The organism is Halococcus thailandensis JCM 13552 (assembly GCF_000336715.1).
GTDB classification, from domain to species: domain Archaea; phylum Halobacteriota; class Halobacteria; order Halobacteriales; family Halococcaceae; genus Halococcus; species Halococcus thailandensis.
This window is the reverse complement of the sequence record NZ_AOMF01000171.1, coordinates 187,950-202,409: the sequence shown is the minus strand read 5'-3', so window position 1 is coordinate 202,409 and position 14,460 is coordinate 187,950. Positions and strand designations below refer to the sequence as shown.

Genomic DNA, 14,460 nt, shown 5'->3' with positions numbered 1-14,460 from the left:
GAGGGCGGAGCCGGCTCTCGTTGATCAGTTCTCGTGAGCGAGGAACGCTTTTTGCTGGCGCGTGTGCACCCGGAGATATGCCACCACGCCCGAGCACGTTTTCCATCGTCGCGCGCGACCCGGAGCAGGACGCGATCGGCGTCGCCGTTCAGTCGAAGTTCGTCAGCGTCGGTTCGGTGGTTCCCTTCGCCAGCGCCGACGCGGGCGCGATCGCCACCCAGAGCTTCGCGAACGTCGCCTACGGCCCCGATGGTCTAGATCTGCTCCGCGAGGGGAGGTCGGCGAGCGAGGTCGTCGAGACGCTCACCGACGCCGACGATCAGGCCCCCGAGCGACAGGTCGGCATCGTCGGGCAGGACGGCTCGATCGCGGCGTTCACCGGCGCGGACTGCTTCGAGTTCGCCGGCGACATCCAGGGCGAGAACTACACTGTGCAGGGCAACATCCTCGAGAACCGCGCGACGATCGAGGCGATGGCCGACACGTACGAATCGACCGGCGGCGGCCTGCCCGAGCGACTCATCGCCGCGCTACAGGCGGGCAACGAGGCCGGTGGGGATGCCCGTGGCGAGCAGTCGGCGGCGCTCTACGTCGTGAAACCCGACGGTGGTTACGACGGGGCCAACGATCGCTGGATCGACGTCCGCGTCGACGATCACGAGAGCCCGATCGACGAGCTCGAACGGGTCTTCCGCGTCTACGACGTGACGCTGCTCGAACGCGAGCCGCCCGACACGTTTCGAGAACTGGACGGGGAGACTGCCGAGGCAGTCACGGAAGCGCTCGTCGAGGCAGGATTTGCTGAGGAAGCATCGGGCGAGTTCGGCGAGGACGAACGCACGGCGCTCGCCGATTTTCGGGACGCGAACAACTTCGAGAACCACGATCTCGATACGCTGGAGGACGCGCTCGCTCGCGGATGGGACGATGCGGAAGGTAGCGGCGAGACGCGATTGGTCAACGCGATCTGGCACGGGATCGCCGGTCGCGAGCGTGCCTGACGGGTGAAGGTTCATGGGGGAGCATCCCGTCGAGCCGGTATGCGTGACGAGGAGGAGATCCGCGAGCAGTACGAGTTCCTCATGGACGAACTGGACGACGAGGAGATGAACCACGAGGGCGTCAGGCAGATGTTCACCTACTACCGGCGCGCGCTCGGCTGGGCGCTCGAAGAGGAGCACATGTGACGATCGGCCGATAAGGTTAAGTGTCACAGTCCACAGGATACGAGTGACGCTTCGTTTGGAGGGCCGAAGCGTCAGCGGGGACCAATTCAGGGCGGCGAGCGCCCGGCGCGGGCTTTTCTCCCGCGTCGGGCGCTTTCCTTGATTCACGATCGACAGCTGTGGCACCGGCTCGTCCGGTAGGTTCGAACGCATATTTTCAGAGTTATAGCGGTGCGAAAATCACCCATAGTTTCCCGGTACAACCGTTTCGGCGAGCAGACAATTTCGATATACTTATACGAATCATCCACTTACCAGTACACGAGTACGATGCACGACCTGACAGGATTCCAGCGCGATCTGCTGTACGCCATTGCCGGCAAGGAAGAGCCACACGGGCTGGCGATCAAGGACGAACTCGAAGAGTATTACGAGACCGAAATCCATCACGGACGGCTGTATCCGAACCTCGACACGCTGGTCGACAAGGGGCTCGTCGAGAAAGGTCAGATAGATAGACGGACGAACTACTACAAGATCACTCGCCGCGGCCAGCGCGAGATCGACGCCCGTCGTGAGTGGGAAGACCAGTACGTCGACGTCTGAAAATATTGCACTGACCGAAACGAATTAGTTAAGACGCCGGCCCGACGGTGTGGACCATGGACCGGGATACCGCAGCACCCCGTGTCAGCGAGCTACCGGGACCGCGCGCCCGTGAATGGGTCGAGCGCCAACAGGACGTCGCTGCTCCGAGCACCTACGTCTACGAGTTCGTCTGGGATCCGACCGAACCGGCCGAGGGACCGTTCTGTACCGATCCCGACGGCAACGTCTTCCTGGATTTCACCTGCCACGTCGGGGCCGCCCCGCTGGGCTACAACAACCCGAAAATCACCGAGCCGATGGCCGAGTTCGATCTCGTCGATCCGCTGAAGACCGCGGGTCACGACTTCTACGTGGGGGCTGGCTCGCCCGACGATCCCGATTTCCCCGGCCCGGCAGGGCTGATGGAGCGACTCACCGACCTGACGAGCGCGTACGACATGGACAAAGTGTTCCTCTCGAACTCGGGAGCCGAAGCGATCGAGAACGCCATCAAGATCTGCTACGACGGCGGTGGCTCCTACGGCATCACCTTCCAGGGCGCGTTCCACGGTCGGACGCTCGGCGCACTCTCGCTCAACCGCTCGAAGTCGGTCTATCGCCGTGACTACCCCGAGATTTCGGGGATCCACGACGTGCCGTTCTGCAGTGATCGAACCTGTGGTGATGGAGACTGTTCGTGTGGGTTCTTCACCGGCGAGGGCTCGCAGCTCCGTCGAATGCTGAGCGACGAGGGATCGGTCGCGCCCGAGGAGGTCGCCTATCTCGTGATGGAGCCGATCCAGGGCGAGGGCGGCTACCGATTCCCGAGCGACGCCTTCATGCAGGAGATCGCCGACGTCTGCGAGCAGTACGACATCACGCTGATCGCCGACGAGATCCAGGCTGGGATGGGGCGCACGGGCGAATGGTGGGGTGCAGATCACTACCCGATCGAGCCCGACGTCATCACGGCCGCGAAGGGGCTGCGCGTCGGCGCGACGATCTCGCGCTCGGACGTCTTCCCCGAAGAGAAGGGTCGGATCTCCTCGACGTGGGGCGCCGGCGACATCGTCGCCTCGATGCAGGGCGCGCTCACGATCGACGCGATCCAGGAGTACGATCTGATGGACAACGCCGTCGCGCGTGGCCGGCAGTTCACACAGCATCTGCACGACGCCGCCCCCGAATCGGTCGTCGACGTGCGCGGGAAGGGACTGATGCTCGCCATCGAGTTCGACACTTCGGACACCCGCGACGCAGTTCTCGAAAACGCCTTCCAGAGTGGGCTGCTCACGCTCGCCTGCGGAAACAAGACGCTCAGGATCCTCCCGCCGCTCGACGTCACCGAGCGCGAGATCGACCTCGGTGCGCGCATGCTTCTCGACGCCATGGAGTGACGCCGCCGCGCGGCAGTGCGGCCGCTGTGCGGGTGCGGTCCCTGGCGTCGCGGTCGCAAAGCGACCGCAGGCTCAGGAGAGCCGTGCTCTCCTGGCGGATGAAGGGCGAGCGACTGAACGAATGTGAGGGAGCGAGGGCTTCTGCGGTGCTGTGCGGTCAGCGGTCGGCTGTTGCGGTGCTCTGTTGAAGATCGTCCGCGCGAACGCAGTGAGCGCGGTTCACCGCGAGCGCCTGCGGCGCTCGCGGGAGTTTTTAGTCCAGGTTTTTGGTCGGGGTTCGACCGAGCGCCGCAGGCGCGAGGGAGGACCCCGTCTAAAAAAGTGGGTGTTTAGTGATCGTCCTCGCGCCAGCGGTGTTCGCACTCCGTACAGACGAAGAATCGGGTTTCGGATTCGTCGGCCGAACGAATCTGTTGCATATACCAGTAGGCTTCGTCGTTGCCACATTCGGGGCAGTGGACCTCGGTCGTGGGGAGGCCACGGTTCTCGGCGTCGCTGACGTCGATGATTTCGGACTCCTCTTGACCTTGTGTCGTCGTCATCGCCGCCTCCTTCGCATCGTCGCGCGGTTTGGTGTAGCCACAGTTGTCGCAGACCCACACGCCGTCGTCGGTCTTCATCATCGAGCCGCACTCGTCGCAGAACTCCATACCCGGTAGGTAGGCGTGCGGTCGAAGTTAAACGTCGGGATCGACCGCTGTCGACCCGATCGGTTACGCGAAATCGGGCTCGCGGTCCTCGACGAACGCGTCCATCCCCTCACGCTGATCGTGCGTCCCGAAGAGACCGCTCCAGAGGCGGCGTTCGTAGGTCAGTCCCGCCGAGAGGTGGGATTCGTGGGCCTGGTTCAGCGATTCTTTGGCCGCCTTGAGGGCGTGTGCTGGCTTCGCCGCGAGGTCGGCGGCCATGTCGGCGACGTGATCGTCGAGGTCGGTGTCGGCGACGACCTCGCCGACGAGACCGATCTCGTGGGCCTCCGCTGCACCGATGCGCTCGCCGAAGAAGATCAGCCGGCGGGCGCGTTCGTCGCCGACGAGTCGCGAGAGGCGCTGCGTGCCGCCCCACCCGGGGACGATGCCGAGGTCGATCTCGGTCTGGCCGAGGACGGCGCTCTCGGCGGCGACCCGGAGATCGGCCGCGAGCGCGAGTTCGCAGCCGCCGCCGAAGGCGTAGCCGTTGATAGCGGCGATCACCGGTGCGGGAAACGTCTCGATCGTGTCGGTGACGCGATGGCCGAGTTCGGCGTAGGCCTGTGCTTCGGCCACCGAGAGCTCCGCCATGTAGCCGATGTCCGCGCCCGCGACGAACGCGTCGTCGCCGGCCCCGGTGAGCACGAGCGCGCGGGCGTCGCGTGCTTCGTCGAGCGCCTCTTCGAGCGCGTCGAGTGTCTCGACGTTCATCGCGTTGAGCCGGTCCGGACGGTCGACGGTGATGGTCGCCACGCCCTCGGTTCGGTCGAGATCGACGGTCTCCCACGTCATACCGCGACGACGGGCAGCGAGAGTATAATAGCTCGCCTCCCGGTGGCGAGGGAGTTATGCGCGCGGACCGAGACGGATGGTCATGGCGAGCGAGCCCGCGGACGGCGACGTGCACGTCTTCGAGCGTACCTTCACGCACGCGGACGTCGAACAGTTCGGCGAGGTATCTGGCGACCAGCAGGCGATCCACACCGAGCCCGATTCGGAAGGCCGGCTGGTCGTCCAGGGGTTGCTCACGGCGACGCTCCCGACCAAGATCGGCGGCGATCTCGGCGTGCTCGCGCGCTCGATGGAGTTCGAGTTCCTCGAACCGGTCTACACCGGCGAATCGATCACCTGCGAAGTGACGACCGAGAGCGTCGACGAGCGAGAAGACAGATACGAGATCGCCTGTGCGGTCGTCTGCCGTCGTGCGGGTGAGACGGTGCTGAACGGACGGTTCGAGGGACTCGTCTGGAAGGCGGGTCAGTAGGCACAAGTACCCTCGCCAGCAACGGAACGGTATGGCAAACGTCGTCTTCGAACTGCTCGGCAATCTCGCCGAGCTGACGAACATCGTGACCGACGTCGCGCTCGGCGACCCGCTCTCGGCAGCACTGATCCTGTCGAGCACCCTCATCTGGATCGTCGCGTTCGGGCTGTTCGCCTATCTCGCCATCGGCGGACTGCTCTCGGGGCTCACTCCCGACGGGTTCGGTCGCACACCGCCCCAGCAAGGTCGATAGCCTCCTCGACGTCGGGCCCGAGCGGCGAGCCGATCACGATGCTGTCTGCGTGTTCCAACACCGCCGACAGCCGTTTCTCGACCGTTTCGGGCGTGCCGGCCATACAGAATGCGTCGATCATCGCGTCGCTCACACGATCGAACGCAGTATCGAACTCGCCGGCCGAGATCGCCTCGCCGATCGCGTCCGCGCGCTCGCCATCGAGCCCGTGGCGCTCGATGACCGGCGGTGGCGCGCCGGCGGCGATGAACGCCACCGGCGGGCGGGCGGCCTCACGTGCCTCGTCGCCGTCTTCGGCGATACTCACGCTCGCGTACGCCGTGAAGTCGAATTTTCCATACCCGTCGGGTCGCTCGTCGAGACCCTGCTCGACCCGGTCGGCCGCCCACGCGACGTCGTCGGGATGCGAGCCGTTGAACAGCAGCCCGTCGGCGTGTTTGGCCGCCATCCGGCACATGTGTGGCCCCTCGCCGCCGACGTAGACCGGGATCTCGCCGACCTCGTAGTTCAGGCCGGCGTCGTGTGCGCCGAACGTGCCGTCGTGATCGACGCGCTCGCCGGCCCAGAGCTCCTGTGCGATTTTGAACGATTCGAGGACGGAGCGGAGCCCGCGGCGCTCGCCGAGATCGAGGTTTTCGAGCGTCGATGGGTCGCCCGGTCCGACGCCGAAGACCGCCCGGCCGTCCGAGAGCTCGTCGAGCGTCGCCACGCGCGAGGCGAGCGTCACCGGATGGGTCTCGTAGGGGTTCGTCACGCCCGGGCCGAGTCGGACGTCGTCGGTGCGATCGGCGAGCAGCGAGAGCGCTGTGAACGGGTCGCGGTTGTTGTAGTGATGGCTCGCGAAGATCGTGTCGAACCCTGCCTGAGCGGCTCGTTCGCCGAGATCGACGGTGCGCCGCGTGGGTCGCTCGGGCGTGAGTTCAATGCCCTGCATACGACCACCCCCGGAGCGCCTGCCGGACGAAATCACCCTCGACGGCGCGAAAGAGGTTGTCGCTGCCGTCGAACCCGTCCATGTCGAACCCATCCACGACGGCGACCGGGTTCCCGCCCGCACCCTCGCCGAGCACGAGGTTCGCCGCTGCCGCGAGTTCGTCCACCACGGACTCGACGGTGACGCCGAGTTCGCGACCGTCGCGGTCGTGTTCGCCGCGCCAGTCGCGGCTGGCGGACAGGCCCGCCCAGCCGATGGCCACGCCGCGCTGGCCGTGCCGGAACGGTCGCCCGCAGGTGTCGGTGACGATCACCGGAACGCCGAGTTCGTCGCTGAGTCGGCGCGCGCTCTCACTCGGGCGTTTCGGCAGAAGGAGGATATCGTTCTCGGGGACGTTCGAGCGGTCGATGCCGGCGTTCACCGAGACGTGGCCGAACCGTGTCTCGGTGAGCAAGAACGGTTCGTCCATCAGGAGTTCGGTGCTCTCCTCCAGGACGGCCTGTGCGAACCGAGGATCCTTCTCGTCGCCGGAGAGTTCGGCCAGTCGGTCGGCGATCTCGTGTGCGCGCGGGCCGGCCGGGAAGTCGGCGAGATCGCGCGCCCGGCCCTCGGCCTTCGAGACGACGGTACTCGCCACGCAGACCACGTCGACATCGCCGTCGGCCCGCTCGGCGATCAGTGCGGCGAGATCATCGCCAGCACTGATTTCGGGGAGATCCGTGACGGGTGAGACGTTCATACACGGCAATCGCCGGGTAGCCACTTCCGTACTTCGGGTCGTGCCAACACTGGCGAGCGATCGAATCCGATTGTCTCCCCCCCCTTCCCTTTCTTCAGCCCTCTCCACACTATCTTGAAACGCCGCGAGTAGCTACGACTGGTATGGGTGAACCTCGTGTCGCCTGTTTCCTCCGCAATCGTGGCGAGATACTGCTGGTTAGGGGTGGTGACGGGATCGACTCGAACGCCGATCGGTGGAGCGCTCTCATCGACGACGCTAACGGCAATCCCGACGGGGCCGCACACGCGGCGATTCGTGAACGGACGGTAGACGATGCGACCACACTCGTCCGTGCTGGCAAGCCATTCATGGTCGAAGTGAAGCAGGAAACACGCTGGCAGGTCCATCCATATCTGTTCGACTGTGACTCGCAAGCTGTCGAAACGGATGACGAGATCATCACCGAGTTCGCGTGGGTCTCGCCGACCGAAATTCATCGTCGCGAGACGATCCCCGATCTCTGGAAATCCTACGAACGTGTCGCGCCGACAATCGAGACGATTCAGGAAGACACCGACCACGGCTCGGCGTGGCTCTCGGTGCGCGCACTGGAGGTGCTCCGGGACCGTGCCGGTGCGCTCGCAACGACGGACGGAGTCGAGGCGGATGGCTGGGACGACCTCGCGGCGCTCGCACGCGATCTCCGGACGGCACGGCCGAGCATGACCGCCATCGGGAATCGTATCAATCGAGCGATGGCAGAGGCGAGTGCACGGACGCCGACAGCGGTCGAAGAGTCGTCACGTCAGGGAATCCAGCGGGCGCTCGATGCCGATTCGCGGGCCGCCAGCGAAGCGACAGCCCGGCTCTCGGGCACCGTCCTGACGCTCTCGCGATCGGGGACGGTGCTGGAGGCGCTTCGTGAGGCGACCGTCGAGCGGGTGATCGTCGCCGAGTCGCGGCCCGCGCGCGAGGGTGTCGGCGTCGCCGAAGCGCTCGCGAGCGACGATGATTGCCGGGTGACGCTCGCGGTGGATGCGGCCGCTGCGCACGTTCTCGCCGAGCACGCCGTCGATAGCGTGCTCGTCGGGGCCGACACGATCCGCCCGGACGGGAGCGTCACGAACAAGGTCGGCACGCGTGCGGTCGCCATCGCCGCCGCCCGCGAGGGGGTTCCCGTCCACGCCGTCGCCGCGAGCGACAAGATCGCCACCGACGCCGACGCACGCTTCGAGCCGGGCGATCCCGCGGCCGTCTACGACGGTGACGCCGAGATCGAGGTGCTGAACCCGACGTTCGACCGTACGCCGGCCGACGCGATCACGGTCGTCACGGAGGACGGAGCGCTCGGTCCGACGACGATCGGTGAGTACGCAGAGCGGTTGGCCGGGCTGGCTGCGTGGGACGACTGACGGAAAATCACAGTACGGATCGAGGCGCGGATCAGTCGTCTTCGAGATACTGATCGAACCAGACGTCGAGCAGGCCGACGAGCACCGTCGCGAAGCCCGTATGGGCGCTCCAGATGGCCGCCTCGTGATCGACGGCCGGCAGGCCATCGCCGCCGGTGACGCTGATGAGCACCGTGTCGGCATCGACGACGAGCACGCGCCCGCTCCGCTCGTCGTTCGGCGCATCGGTCGTTGCACGGAACGAGACGTCGTCGCCGAAGCGCTCGCGTGTTCGGTCGCCGTTGACGACCGTCACCGCGACGCCGCGCTCGCTCGCCGCCGTCAGCGCGTCGGCGACGGCGTCGTCGAACGTCCCCTCCTCGCGCGCGCCGAAGACGACCCGGTCGTCGGCGTCCTCGATGAGTGTGACGACCCGACCGTCGATCGTATCGGTTCCTTGAACCGTCCAGATATCTTCCTGCGCCTCGTTCTCGTCGGCGCGCTCACGACGAGCCGATTCGAGGTAGTCGAACGCGCGATCCTCCTCTCTGTCGAGGCGCTCGCGGAGGCGCGTGCGTGCCTCGTCGAGATCGACCGCGCGATACTGGATCGGGGTCGACTGTTGAATGTCGACCAGGCCGCGCTCGGCGAGATCCTCGGCCGCGCCGTAGATCTGCGAGCGCGGCACCTCGGTCGTCCGATCGACCTCGCGGACGGTGGCGGTGTCGAGGCGCTGGAGCGCGATGAACACCTGCGCCTCGTAGCTCGACAGTCCGAGTCGCTTGAGCGCCGCGACCGCCTCGTCGTGGTCGCTCACGTGAGCGCCTCCCACGCGACGAACACCGACGGTGTGACGAGCATCGCCGTGAGATAGGCGAAGAAGATCGAGAGCGCGACGACCAGCCCGAACTGGCCGAGGATCGGCGTGATCGCGAGCGCGAGCACACCGATGCCGGTCGTCGTCGTGAGCATGCTCCCGGTGAGCGCGCCACCGGTCCCTCGCACGGTCTCCTCCAGGGCGGGGAACAGCTGCTCGTCGAACTCGTGGTACTCGTCGATGAACCGATGGACGAAGTGCGCCGAGTAGTCGACGCCGAGCCCGATGGCGATCGAGAGGATCGTCGCCGTGAGTGCGTTGAACGGGATGCCGAGCAGTCGCATCGAGCCCGCGAGCAGCGCGACTGAGACGACGATCGGCGCGAGATTCACCAGGCCGAGCGAGGGCCGTCCCTCGATGACGTAGTAGACCGCGACGAGGAAGACCGCCGTGACGATCAGCGCGGCGACGAGACTCCGGATCGCCGAGGTCAGGATGGTGCCCGAAACGGCTTCGAGCACGAGCGTCTGGCCCGTGGCGGTCGCCGGGAACCGATATCGATCGGCGAGCGTCCGTGCATCGCGCGTGATCTCGTCGTTCGAGGCGTCGCTCTCGGTCGAATACACCACCTGAGCGCTGCGGTAGTCCTCGGTGATGTACTGGAGCGCCTGTGCACGGAACGGCGAGTCGAGCAGCGCGTCGTAGATCTCGCCGAGGTTGTCGTCGGGCACGCCGTCGGCGTCGGCGTCGTTGCGCGCGACCAGCTGGGCGAACTCGGGCGACTGTGCGGCGTAGTCGCCGATGACGTCGACGATGCTGTCGGTGTCGGCCGACCGGTTGCTCGCGACGAACGCGTCCGGCGGGTCGTCGTTCGCCCGTTGGATGGATTCGAGCGCGTAGTCGTCACGCAACGGCCCCTCGACGTAGATCGTCACCGAACTCCCCTGTGTCGTCGAGAAGCGATCCTCCAGGAAGTTCGTCGTGTCGGTGACGGTGTAGGTACCGGGCGCGAACGGTTCGGGCAGATCTTCGACGTAGCCCGGCAGCTCCTCGGGCGGCAGGAAGTCGTCCTGTGAGAACGAGGTGTCGACACCGGTCGCGTACGCCCCAGAGACGACCGTCAGAACGACCGTGAGCGCGAGGATCACGTAGGGCGCACGCCGTGCCGCGCCGACACCCACCATCAGTATCCGACCGAGGATCGAGCCCTCCTCGCCGAGCGGCGAGAGGCCGAACTCCGGGATCCCGTACTCGATGCGGAGCTGGTCGCCCCAGACCTTCGCCGCCGGCAGGAAGATCCCGAAGATCAGGAACGTGAAGACGATGCCGACGGCGGCGATGAGACCGAACTGCCGGATCGGCCCGAGACCGCTGATGCCGTTGGCGGCAAAGCCCACGACCGTGGTACCGGTGACGATGAAGAACGCCACCAGCAGCTGGTCGGTCGCGGTCCGCATCGACTGGCTGATGCCGACGTCCTGGACACGCTCCTCGCGATAGCGGTTGATCGCGTGGATGCCGAAGTCGATGCCGACAGCGAGCAACAGCGGCGGCACGGCGATGAGCAGCTGCGAGAACGGCAGTCCCGCGAGTCCGGTGAACCCGAACGTCCAGATGATCGCCATCACGAGCGCGAGCACGCCGAGCAACAGATCGATCGGATCGCGATAGGCGAAGACCAGGAAGACGAGGATCAACAGCGACGCCGCGGGAACGACGATGACGAGCGAGTCGAAGATGATGTTCGTGAACTCGTCGGAGATGATGCCGCTCCCGAACACACGGATGTCGCTATCGACGGAGCCGACGATCTCCTGTCCACGCGTCTGGATGTCGAGCAGCGGGCTCGATCCACCCGTCCCGGCCGACGACGTCGACACTCCGCCCAGAACGTCGTGCTGGACGGTGCCGATCGTCGCCGAGGCCGATACCGACTGTCGGTCGAAGTCGTTGCTCACCAACCCGGTGAAGCCGGGCCCGGCAGCGGCCGTCCGGATCGCACTCTCGATCTCGGACTGTGTCGCGCCGTCGAGCGTCCGGATCTGTGCGTCGACGGTCGTCGCGTTCGGATCGATCGTCTGGGCGACGATGCCCGCAGCGCTCGACGCCGACACTACCCGCTGGCTCTCGTGCTCTTCGAGGCGCTGTTGGGCTTCGAGCATCGCCAGCAGTTCGTCCTTCGCGAGCACGTTCGATCCCGACTGGATGAGCTGCGTGCTCCCGTTACCCTCCGAAAAGGACGGCGAGAACTCCTGATCGATATCGTCGAGGGCGGCCTGTGCGGGGCTGTCCTCGGTGAACTGGCTCGTCCCGGCGTCCGTCGAGATGTTCGCCAGCCCGCCGGCGAAGACGAGCGTGAGCAGGACGAACGCGATCACCACCGTCCGCGGCCGCTCGGTGATCCACTCGTCGATCCAGTCGATGTAGCGCTGATAGTCGACCATCTACGACCGTCGTGACCAGACCCAGCCGATGCCGAACACGACGAGCAGCGCGCCGAGCGCCCACATGATCGACAGCGACGAGAGGATGCCGCCGTCCTCGACTTCGACGAGTTCGACCGGCACTTCGTAGGTGTTCGAGAGCTTCGACTCGCCACCCGAATCGTACTGGAAGTCGACCGACAGCGGATACTCGCCGGCGCTCGCGTCGCCACCGGCGCTCGCGTCGAAGGCGATCTGCTGGGTTTCGTTCGGTTCCAGCCGAGAGATGTACGCCTCGTCGCTCGATATCGACAGCGGGTCGTCGACGAACGCCTTCGCGTTGACGTTGCTGACCGTGCTCTCACGGTTGTTGGTCACGTTGAGCGTCACCGTGTCGGAGCCGCCGACGTCGAGGCTCGCGTTCGCCCGCTCGACGACGAACGCGTCACGCTGTGGCCCGATGTCGACCTGCGTGTCGAGCGTGCCGCTCCGGCGCGTGTCGCCGTTTCGGTTGTCGTACTCGACGACGAACGAGAACTGCTGCCCGCCGGGTTCGGCGCTGTCGGTCACCTCGACGGGGACCGAGAACGCCGTCGATCCGTTCGCCGGCAGGCTGCCGAGCGCGACCTCCGTCGACTGTGGTTTGACGTTCTGACTCTGCGAGATCAGCTTGATGACCGCGTTCTCCGCATCCTGCGGACCACGGTTCGTGATGGTGCCCGTGACGTTGCCCTCGTCACCGACGTTGAGCGTGCTGGACGTGTTTCCGAGCGCGAACGACTGCTCGGACTGTGGCGTGATCCCGACCGTGAACGGTCCCGACCGTCCCGGATCGTCGTCGCTGTCCTTGTACGAGATCGACGTCTGCAGCGGGTAGCTTCGAGTTTCGGACTGATTGCTCGCGGTCGCGTTGACCGTGACCGTGCGCTGGGCACCGGCGGGCCACTCGCCGATGAACTGCGTGGCGTTGGCCGTCCGCCCGAACAGGATATCGCCGGTCAGCGACTGCAGCGAGACGGTCGCCTCGGAGACGTTCTCGCCCTGGTTTTCGAGCGTGACGCTCACGGGCCCCTCGTCGCCGACCTGCACGTCGGACGAGGAGGAGACCACCGCGAAGTCATCGCTTTCGGCATCGATGTCGACCCGTGCGTTGAGCGGCTTGCTCTGGAGCGGGTTGCCGTCCGCGTCGTAATACTGGACGACGAACGAGACCTGGCGCGCGCCGGGTTCGGCGGTGCTGTTGACGAGCACGGGGTACTCGAACGCCTCCGATTCGTCGGGATCGAGCTCGCCGAGGACGTACTGCGACTGCCGGGGGACGATGGCGCGGCTCCCGTTCGGCGAGAGCGTGATCACCGCGTCGGTGGCCTGTTCGGGTCCATCGTTGGTGATCGTTCCCGAGATCGTCCCCTCCGATCCGGCCGCGAGATCGCCGTCGACGCTACTCAGGGTGAACCCCTGTTCGCTGGCGGGGCTGACGCCGAAGGTCAGCGGCGCGGACTGCGAAGCGTTGCCGTCGTCATCGTCGTACGAGACCGTCGCCTGGACGGGGTAGTCGTCCGTGTCGGCACCCTGCATCGCGCGCGCCGTCACCTCGATCGTCCGCGATTCGCCCTCGTCCCAGTCGCCGACGAACCGACTCGTCTTCGCCGACTGACCGAAGACCAGATCGCTCGACTGCGACTGGAGGCTGACGACCGCGTCGGTCGCGTCCTCGCCGGTGTTCTCGATCGTCACCGAGACGTTGCCCGTCCCGCCGACCGACACGTCGGAGGAGACCCCGGTGACGTTGAACTCGGCGTCGGGCGAGGCACCCGTGGCGCTGCCCGCAGCACCGCCGGCCGCTGCACCGCCTGGCGCACCGCTCGCGCCCGCCGCGCTCGGGGCACCTGCTGCCCCGGCCGCCCCGCTTGGCGCGCTACCAGCGACCCCACTGGGTGCGCCACTCGGGACACCCCCGGCTGCTGCACCGCTCGGTGCACCACCCGCACCACCGGCCGCCGCACCGGGCGCACCACCAGCGGCCCCGTTCGGCGCGCCACCGGACGGCGCTGCACCCGCTCCGGGCGGTACTGCACCGGCTGCGCCACCCGGACGGGCCGCGGCCCCACCCGAGCCACCGGAGGGCTGTCCGGCACCGGCCGACGGGGCGCTCGCTCCACCGCTCCTCGACGGCCCGCCGGCACCACCGGATCCGCTGGCTGGCGGCGTGGCGCTTCCGGCATCACCCTGCGGTGCGCTGCCCTCGCCAGCACCGCTGGACGGGGGCGTCCCCTCACTCGGCGCTTTGCCGCCGTTGTCTCCCGACGGAGCCTCTCCATCGGTTGGTGTTGGAGATTGAGGCGGTGATTCAGGTTCTGAGGAAGTTTCCTCATCCGATCCGCCCGATTCATCCGTCTTATCCGAAGTTTCGTTGTCGTTCGTGCTCTCGGGATTTTCGGGAGTTGTCGTGTCGGTTTCAGTCGTCGTTTCTGATTCGGTCGTCGTTTCTGATTCGGTACTGGTCGGCGTCGTCGTTTCTTCCGTGGTAGTCGGCGTCGTCGACGTTTCCGAAGAGTCCGTCGTGGTTGCCGACGTCTCGTGGGAGTCCTCGTTGTTGGCCGCCATCACCGAGGTCGAACCCGTCCCCGGCGATCCAGCGGTCGTGAGTTCCGTCGACTGTTCGACGGTCGTGTTGGGACTGTCGTTCGTGCTCTCGTTCGGCAAGACGTCGCCCGTGAGGACGCCGACGACGCTTCCCTGGATCGTGAGAAGAACGACGAGAACGGCGGCGAGCGCGGCCCGGTTCATTCACCACTCCTCCGCAGCGACCGCCTG

Annotated in this window: 14 protein-coding genes; 7 read left to right on the top strand and 7 right to left on the bottom strand. The window is 66.4% G+C overall.

Translation table 11 applies throughout. The features are described from left to right. Window positions 1-77: 77 nt before the first annotated feature. The 4 genes from C451_RS17365 to C451_RS17355 all read left to right on the top strand — a co-directional run bounded on the left by C451_RS17365 (window position 78) and on the right by C451_RS17355 (window position 3,151). Window positions 78-1,001: a DUF1028 domain-containing protein gene (locus C451_RS17365; protein WP_007742587.1), complete on the top strand. Its 924-nt coding sequence runs from the start codon at window positions 78-80 to the stop codon at window positions 999-1,001. Window positions 1,002-1,040: 39 nt separating this feature from the next. After that, window positions 1,041-1,187 carry a hypothetical protein gene (locus C451_RS23005; protein ID WP_007742586.1) on the top strand — a complete coding sequence of 49 codons (147 nt, stop codon included), beginning with the start codon at window positions 1,041-1,043 and terminating at the stop codon, window positions 1,185-1,187. Window positions 1,188-1,496: 309 nt separating this feature from the next. Continuing rightward, on the top strand, window positions 1,497-1,772 hold the full coding sequence (locus C451_RS17360; RefSeq protein ID WP_007742585.1) for a PadR family transcriptional regulator: 276 nt from the start codon (window positions 1,497-1,499) through the stop codon (window positions 1,770-1,772). Window positions 1,773-1,828: 56 nt separating this feature from the next. Further along, window positions 1,829-3,151: an aminotransferase class III-fold pyridoxal phosphate-dependent enzyme gene (locus C451_RS17355; protein ID WP_007742583.1), complete on the top strand. Its 1,323-nt coding sequence runs from the start codon at window positions 1,829-1,831 to the stop codon at window positions 3,149-3,151. A gap of 329 nt (window positions 3,152-3,480) precedes the next feature. On the opposite strand, the gene C451_RS17350 is transcribed toward C451_RS17355, so the two are convergent. Then, entirely contained in the window at window positions 3,481-3,801 is a 321-nt protein-coding gene (locus tag C451_RS17350) for a transcription factor S (protein ID WP_007742581.1), read from the bottom strand. A gap of 63 nt (window positions 3,802-3,864) precedes the next feature. Next, window positions 3,865-4,632: an enoyl-CoA hydratase/isomerase family protein gene (locus C451_RS17345; RefSeq protein WP_007742580.1), complete on the bottom strand. Its 768-nt coding sequence runs from the start codon at window positions 4,630-4,632 to the stop codon at window positions 3,865-3,867. Window positions 4,633-4,708: 76 nt separating this feature from the next. Between C451_RS17345 and C451_RS17340 the strand changes: the two genes are divergently transcribed. Together C451_RS17340 and C451_RS17335 are read left to right on the top strand one after the other, a co-directional pair. Next, a complete protein-coding gene (locus tag C451_RS17340; protein WP_007742579.1) occupies window positions 4,709-5,104 on the top strand; it encodes a MaoC/PaaZ C-terminal domain-containing protein in 396 nt (131 codons plus the stop codon). 31 nt (window positions 5,105-5,135) lie between these two features. Further along, window positions 5,136-5,357 carry a hypothetical protein gene (locus C451_RS17335; protein ID WP_004054811.1) on the top strand — a complete coding sequence of 74 codons (222 nt, stop codon included), beginning with the start codon at window positions 5,136-5,138 and terminating at the stop codon, window positions 5,355-5,357. Here the strand turns inward: C451_RS17335 and C451_RS17330 are convergent. Both C451_RS17330 and C451_RS17325 read right to left on the bottom strand, forming a co-directional pair. After that, the gene (locus C451_RS17330) at window positions 5,311-6,291 is read right to left on the bottom strand and encodes a 5,10-methylenetetrahydromethanopterin reductase (RefSeq protein ID WP_007742578.1); all 981 of its coding nucleotides are present in this window, start codon (window positions 6,289-6,291) and stop codon (window positions 5,311-5,313) included. The genes C451_RS17335 and C451_RS17330 overlap by 47 nt on opposite strands. After that, the gene (locus C451_RS17325) at window positions 6,278-7,030 is read right to left on the bottom strand and encodes a coenzyme F420-0:L-glutamate ligase (RefSeq protein WP_007742574.1); all 753 of its coding nucleotides are present in this window, start codon (window positions 7,028-7,030) and stop codon (window positions 6,278-6,280) included. Before C451_RS17325 ends, C451_RS17330 begins: the two co-directional genes overlap by 14 nt. A 143-nt stretch (window positions 7,031-7,173) precedes the next feature. Here C451_RS17325 and C451_RS17320 point away from each other — a divergent pair, with 143 nt between their 5' ends. Further along, window positions 7,174-8,424 (top strand): initiation factor 2B related protein, encoded by a 1,251-nt coding sequence (locus tag C451_RS17320; protein WP_007742567.1) that lies wholly within the window; start codon window positions 7,174-7,176, stop codon window positions 8,422-8,424. Between the two features lie 31 nt (window positions 8,425-8,455). Here C451_RS17320 and C451_RS17315 read toward each other — a convergent pair whose 3' ends face one another. The 3 genes from C451_RS17315 to C451_RS17305 are packed head-to-tail and all read right to left on the bottom strand — an operon-like array spanning window position 8,456 to window position 14,433. Next, on the bottom strand, window positions 8,456-9,220 hold the full coding sequence (locus tag C451_RS17315) for a TrmB family transcriptional regulator (RefSeq protein ID WP_007742565.1): 765 nt from the start codon (window positions 9,218-9,220) through the stop codon (window positions 8,456-8,458). Beyond that, window positions 9,217-11,664, bottom strand: a complete 2,448-nt coding sequence (locus tag C451_RS17310) for an efflux RND transporter permease subunit (protein ID WP_007742563.1) — start codon at window positions 11,662-11,664, stop codon at window positions 9,217-9,219. The genes C451_RS17315 and C451_RS17310 overlap by 4 nt, the downstream gene beginning before the upstream one ends. Continuing rightward, window positions 11,665-14,433, bottom strand: coding sequence for a COG1361 S-layer family protein (locus tag C451_RS17305; RefSeq protein WP_007742561.1), 2,769 nt, complete (start codon window positions 14,431-14,433; stop codon window positions 11,665-11,667). Window positions 14,434-14,460 lie beyond the last annotated feature (27 nt).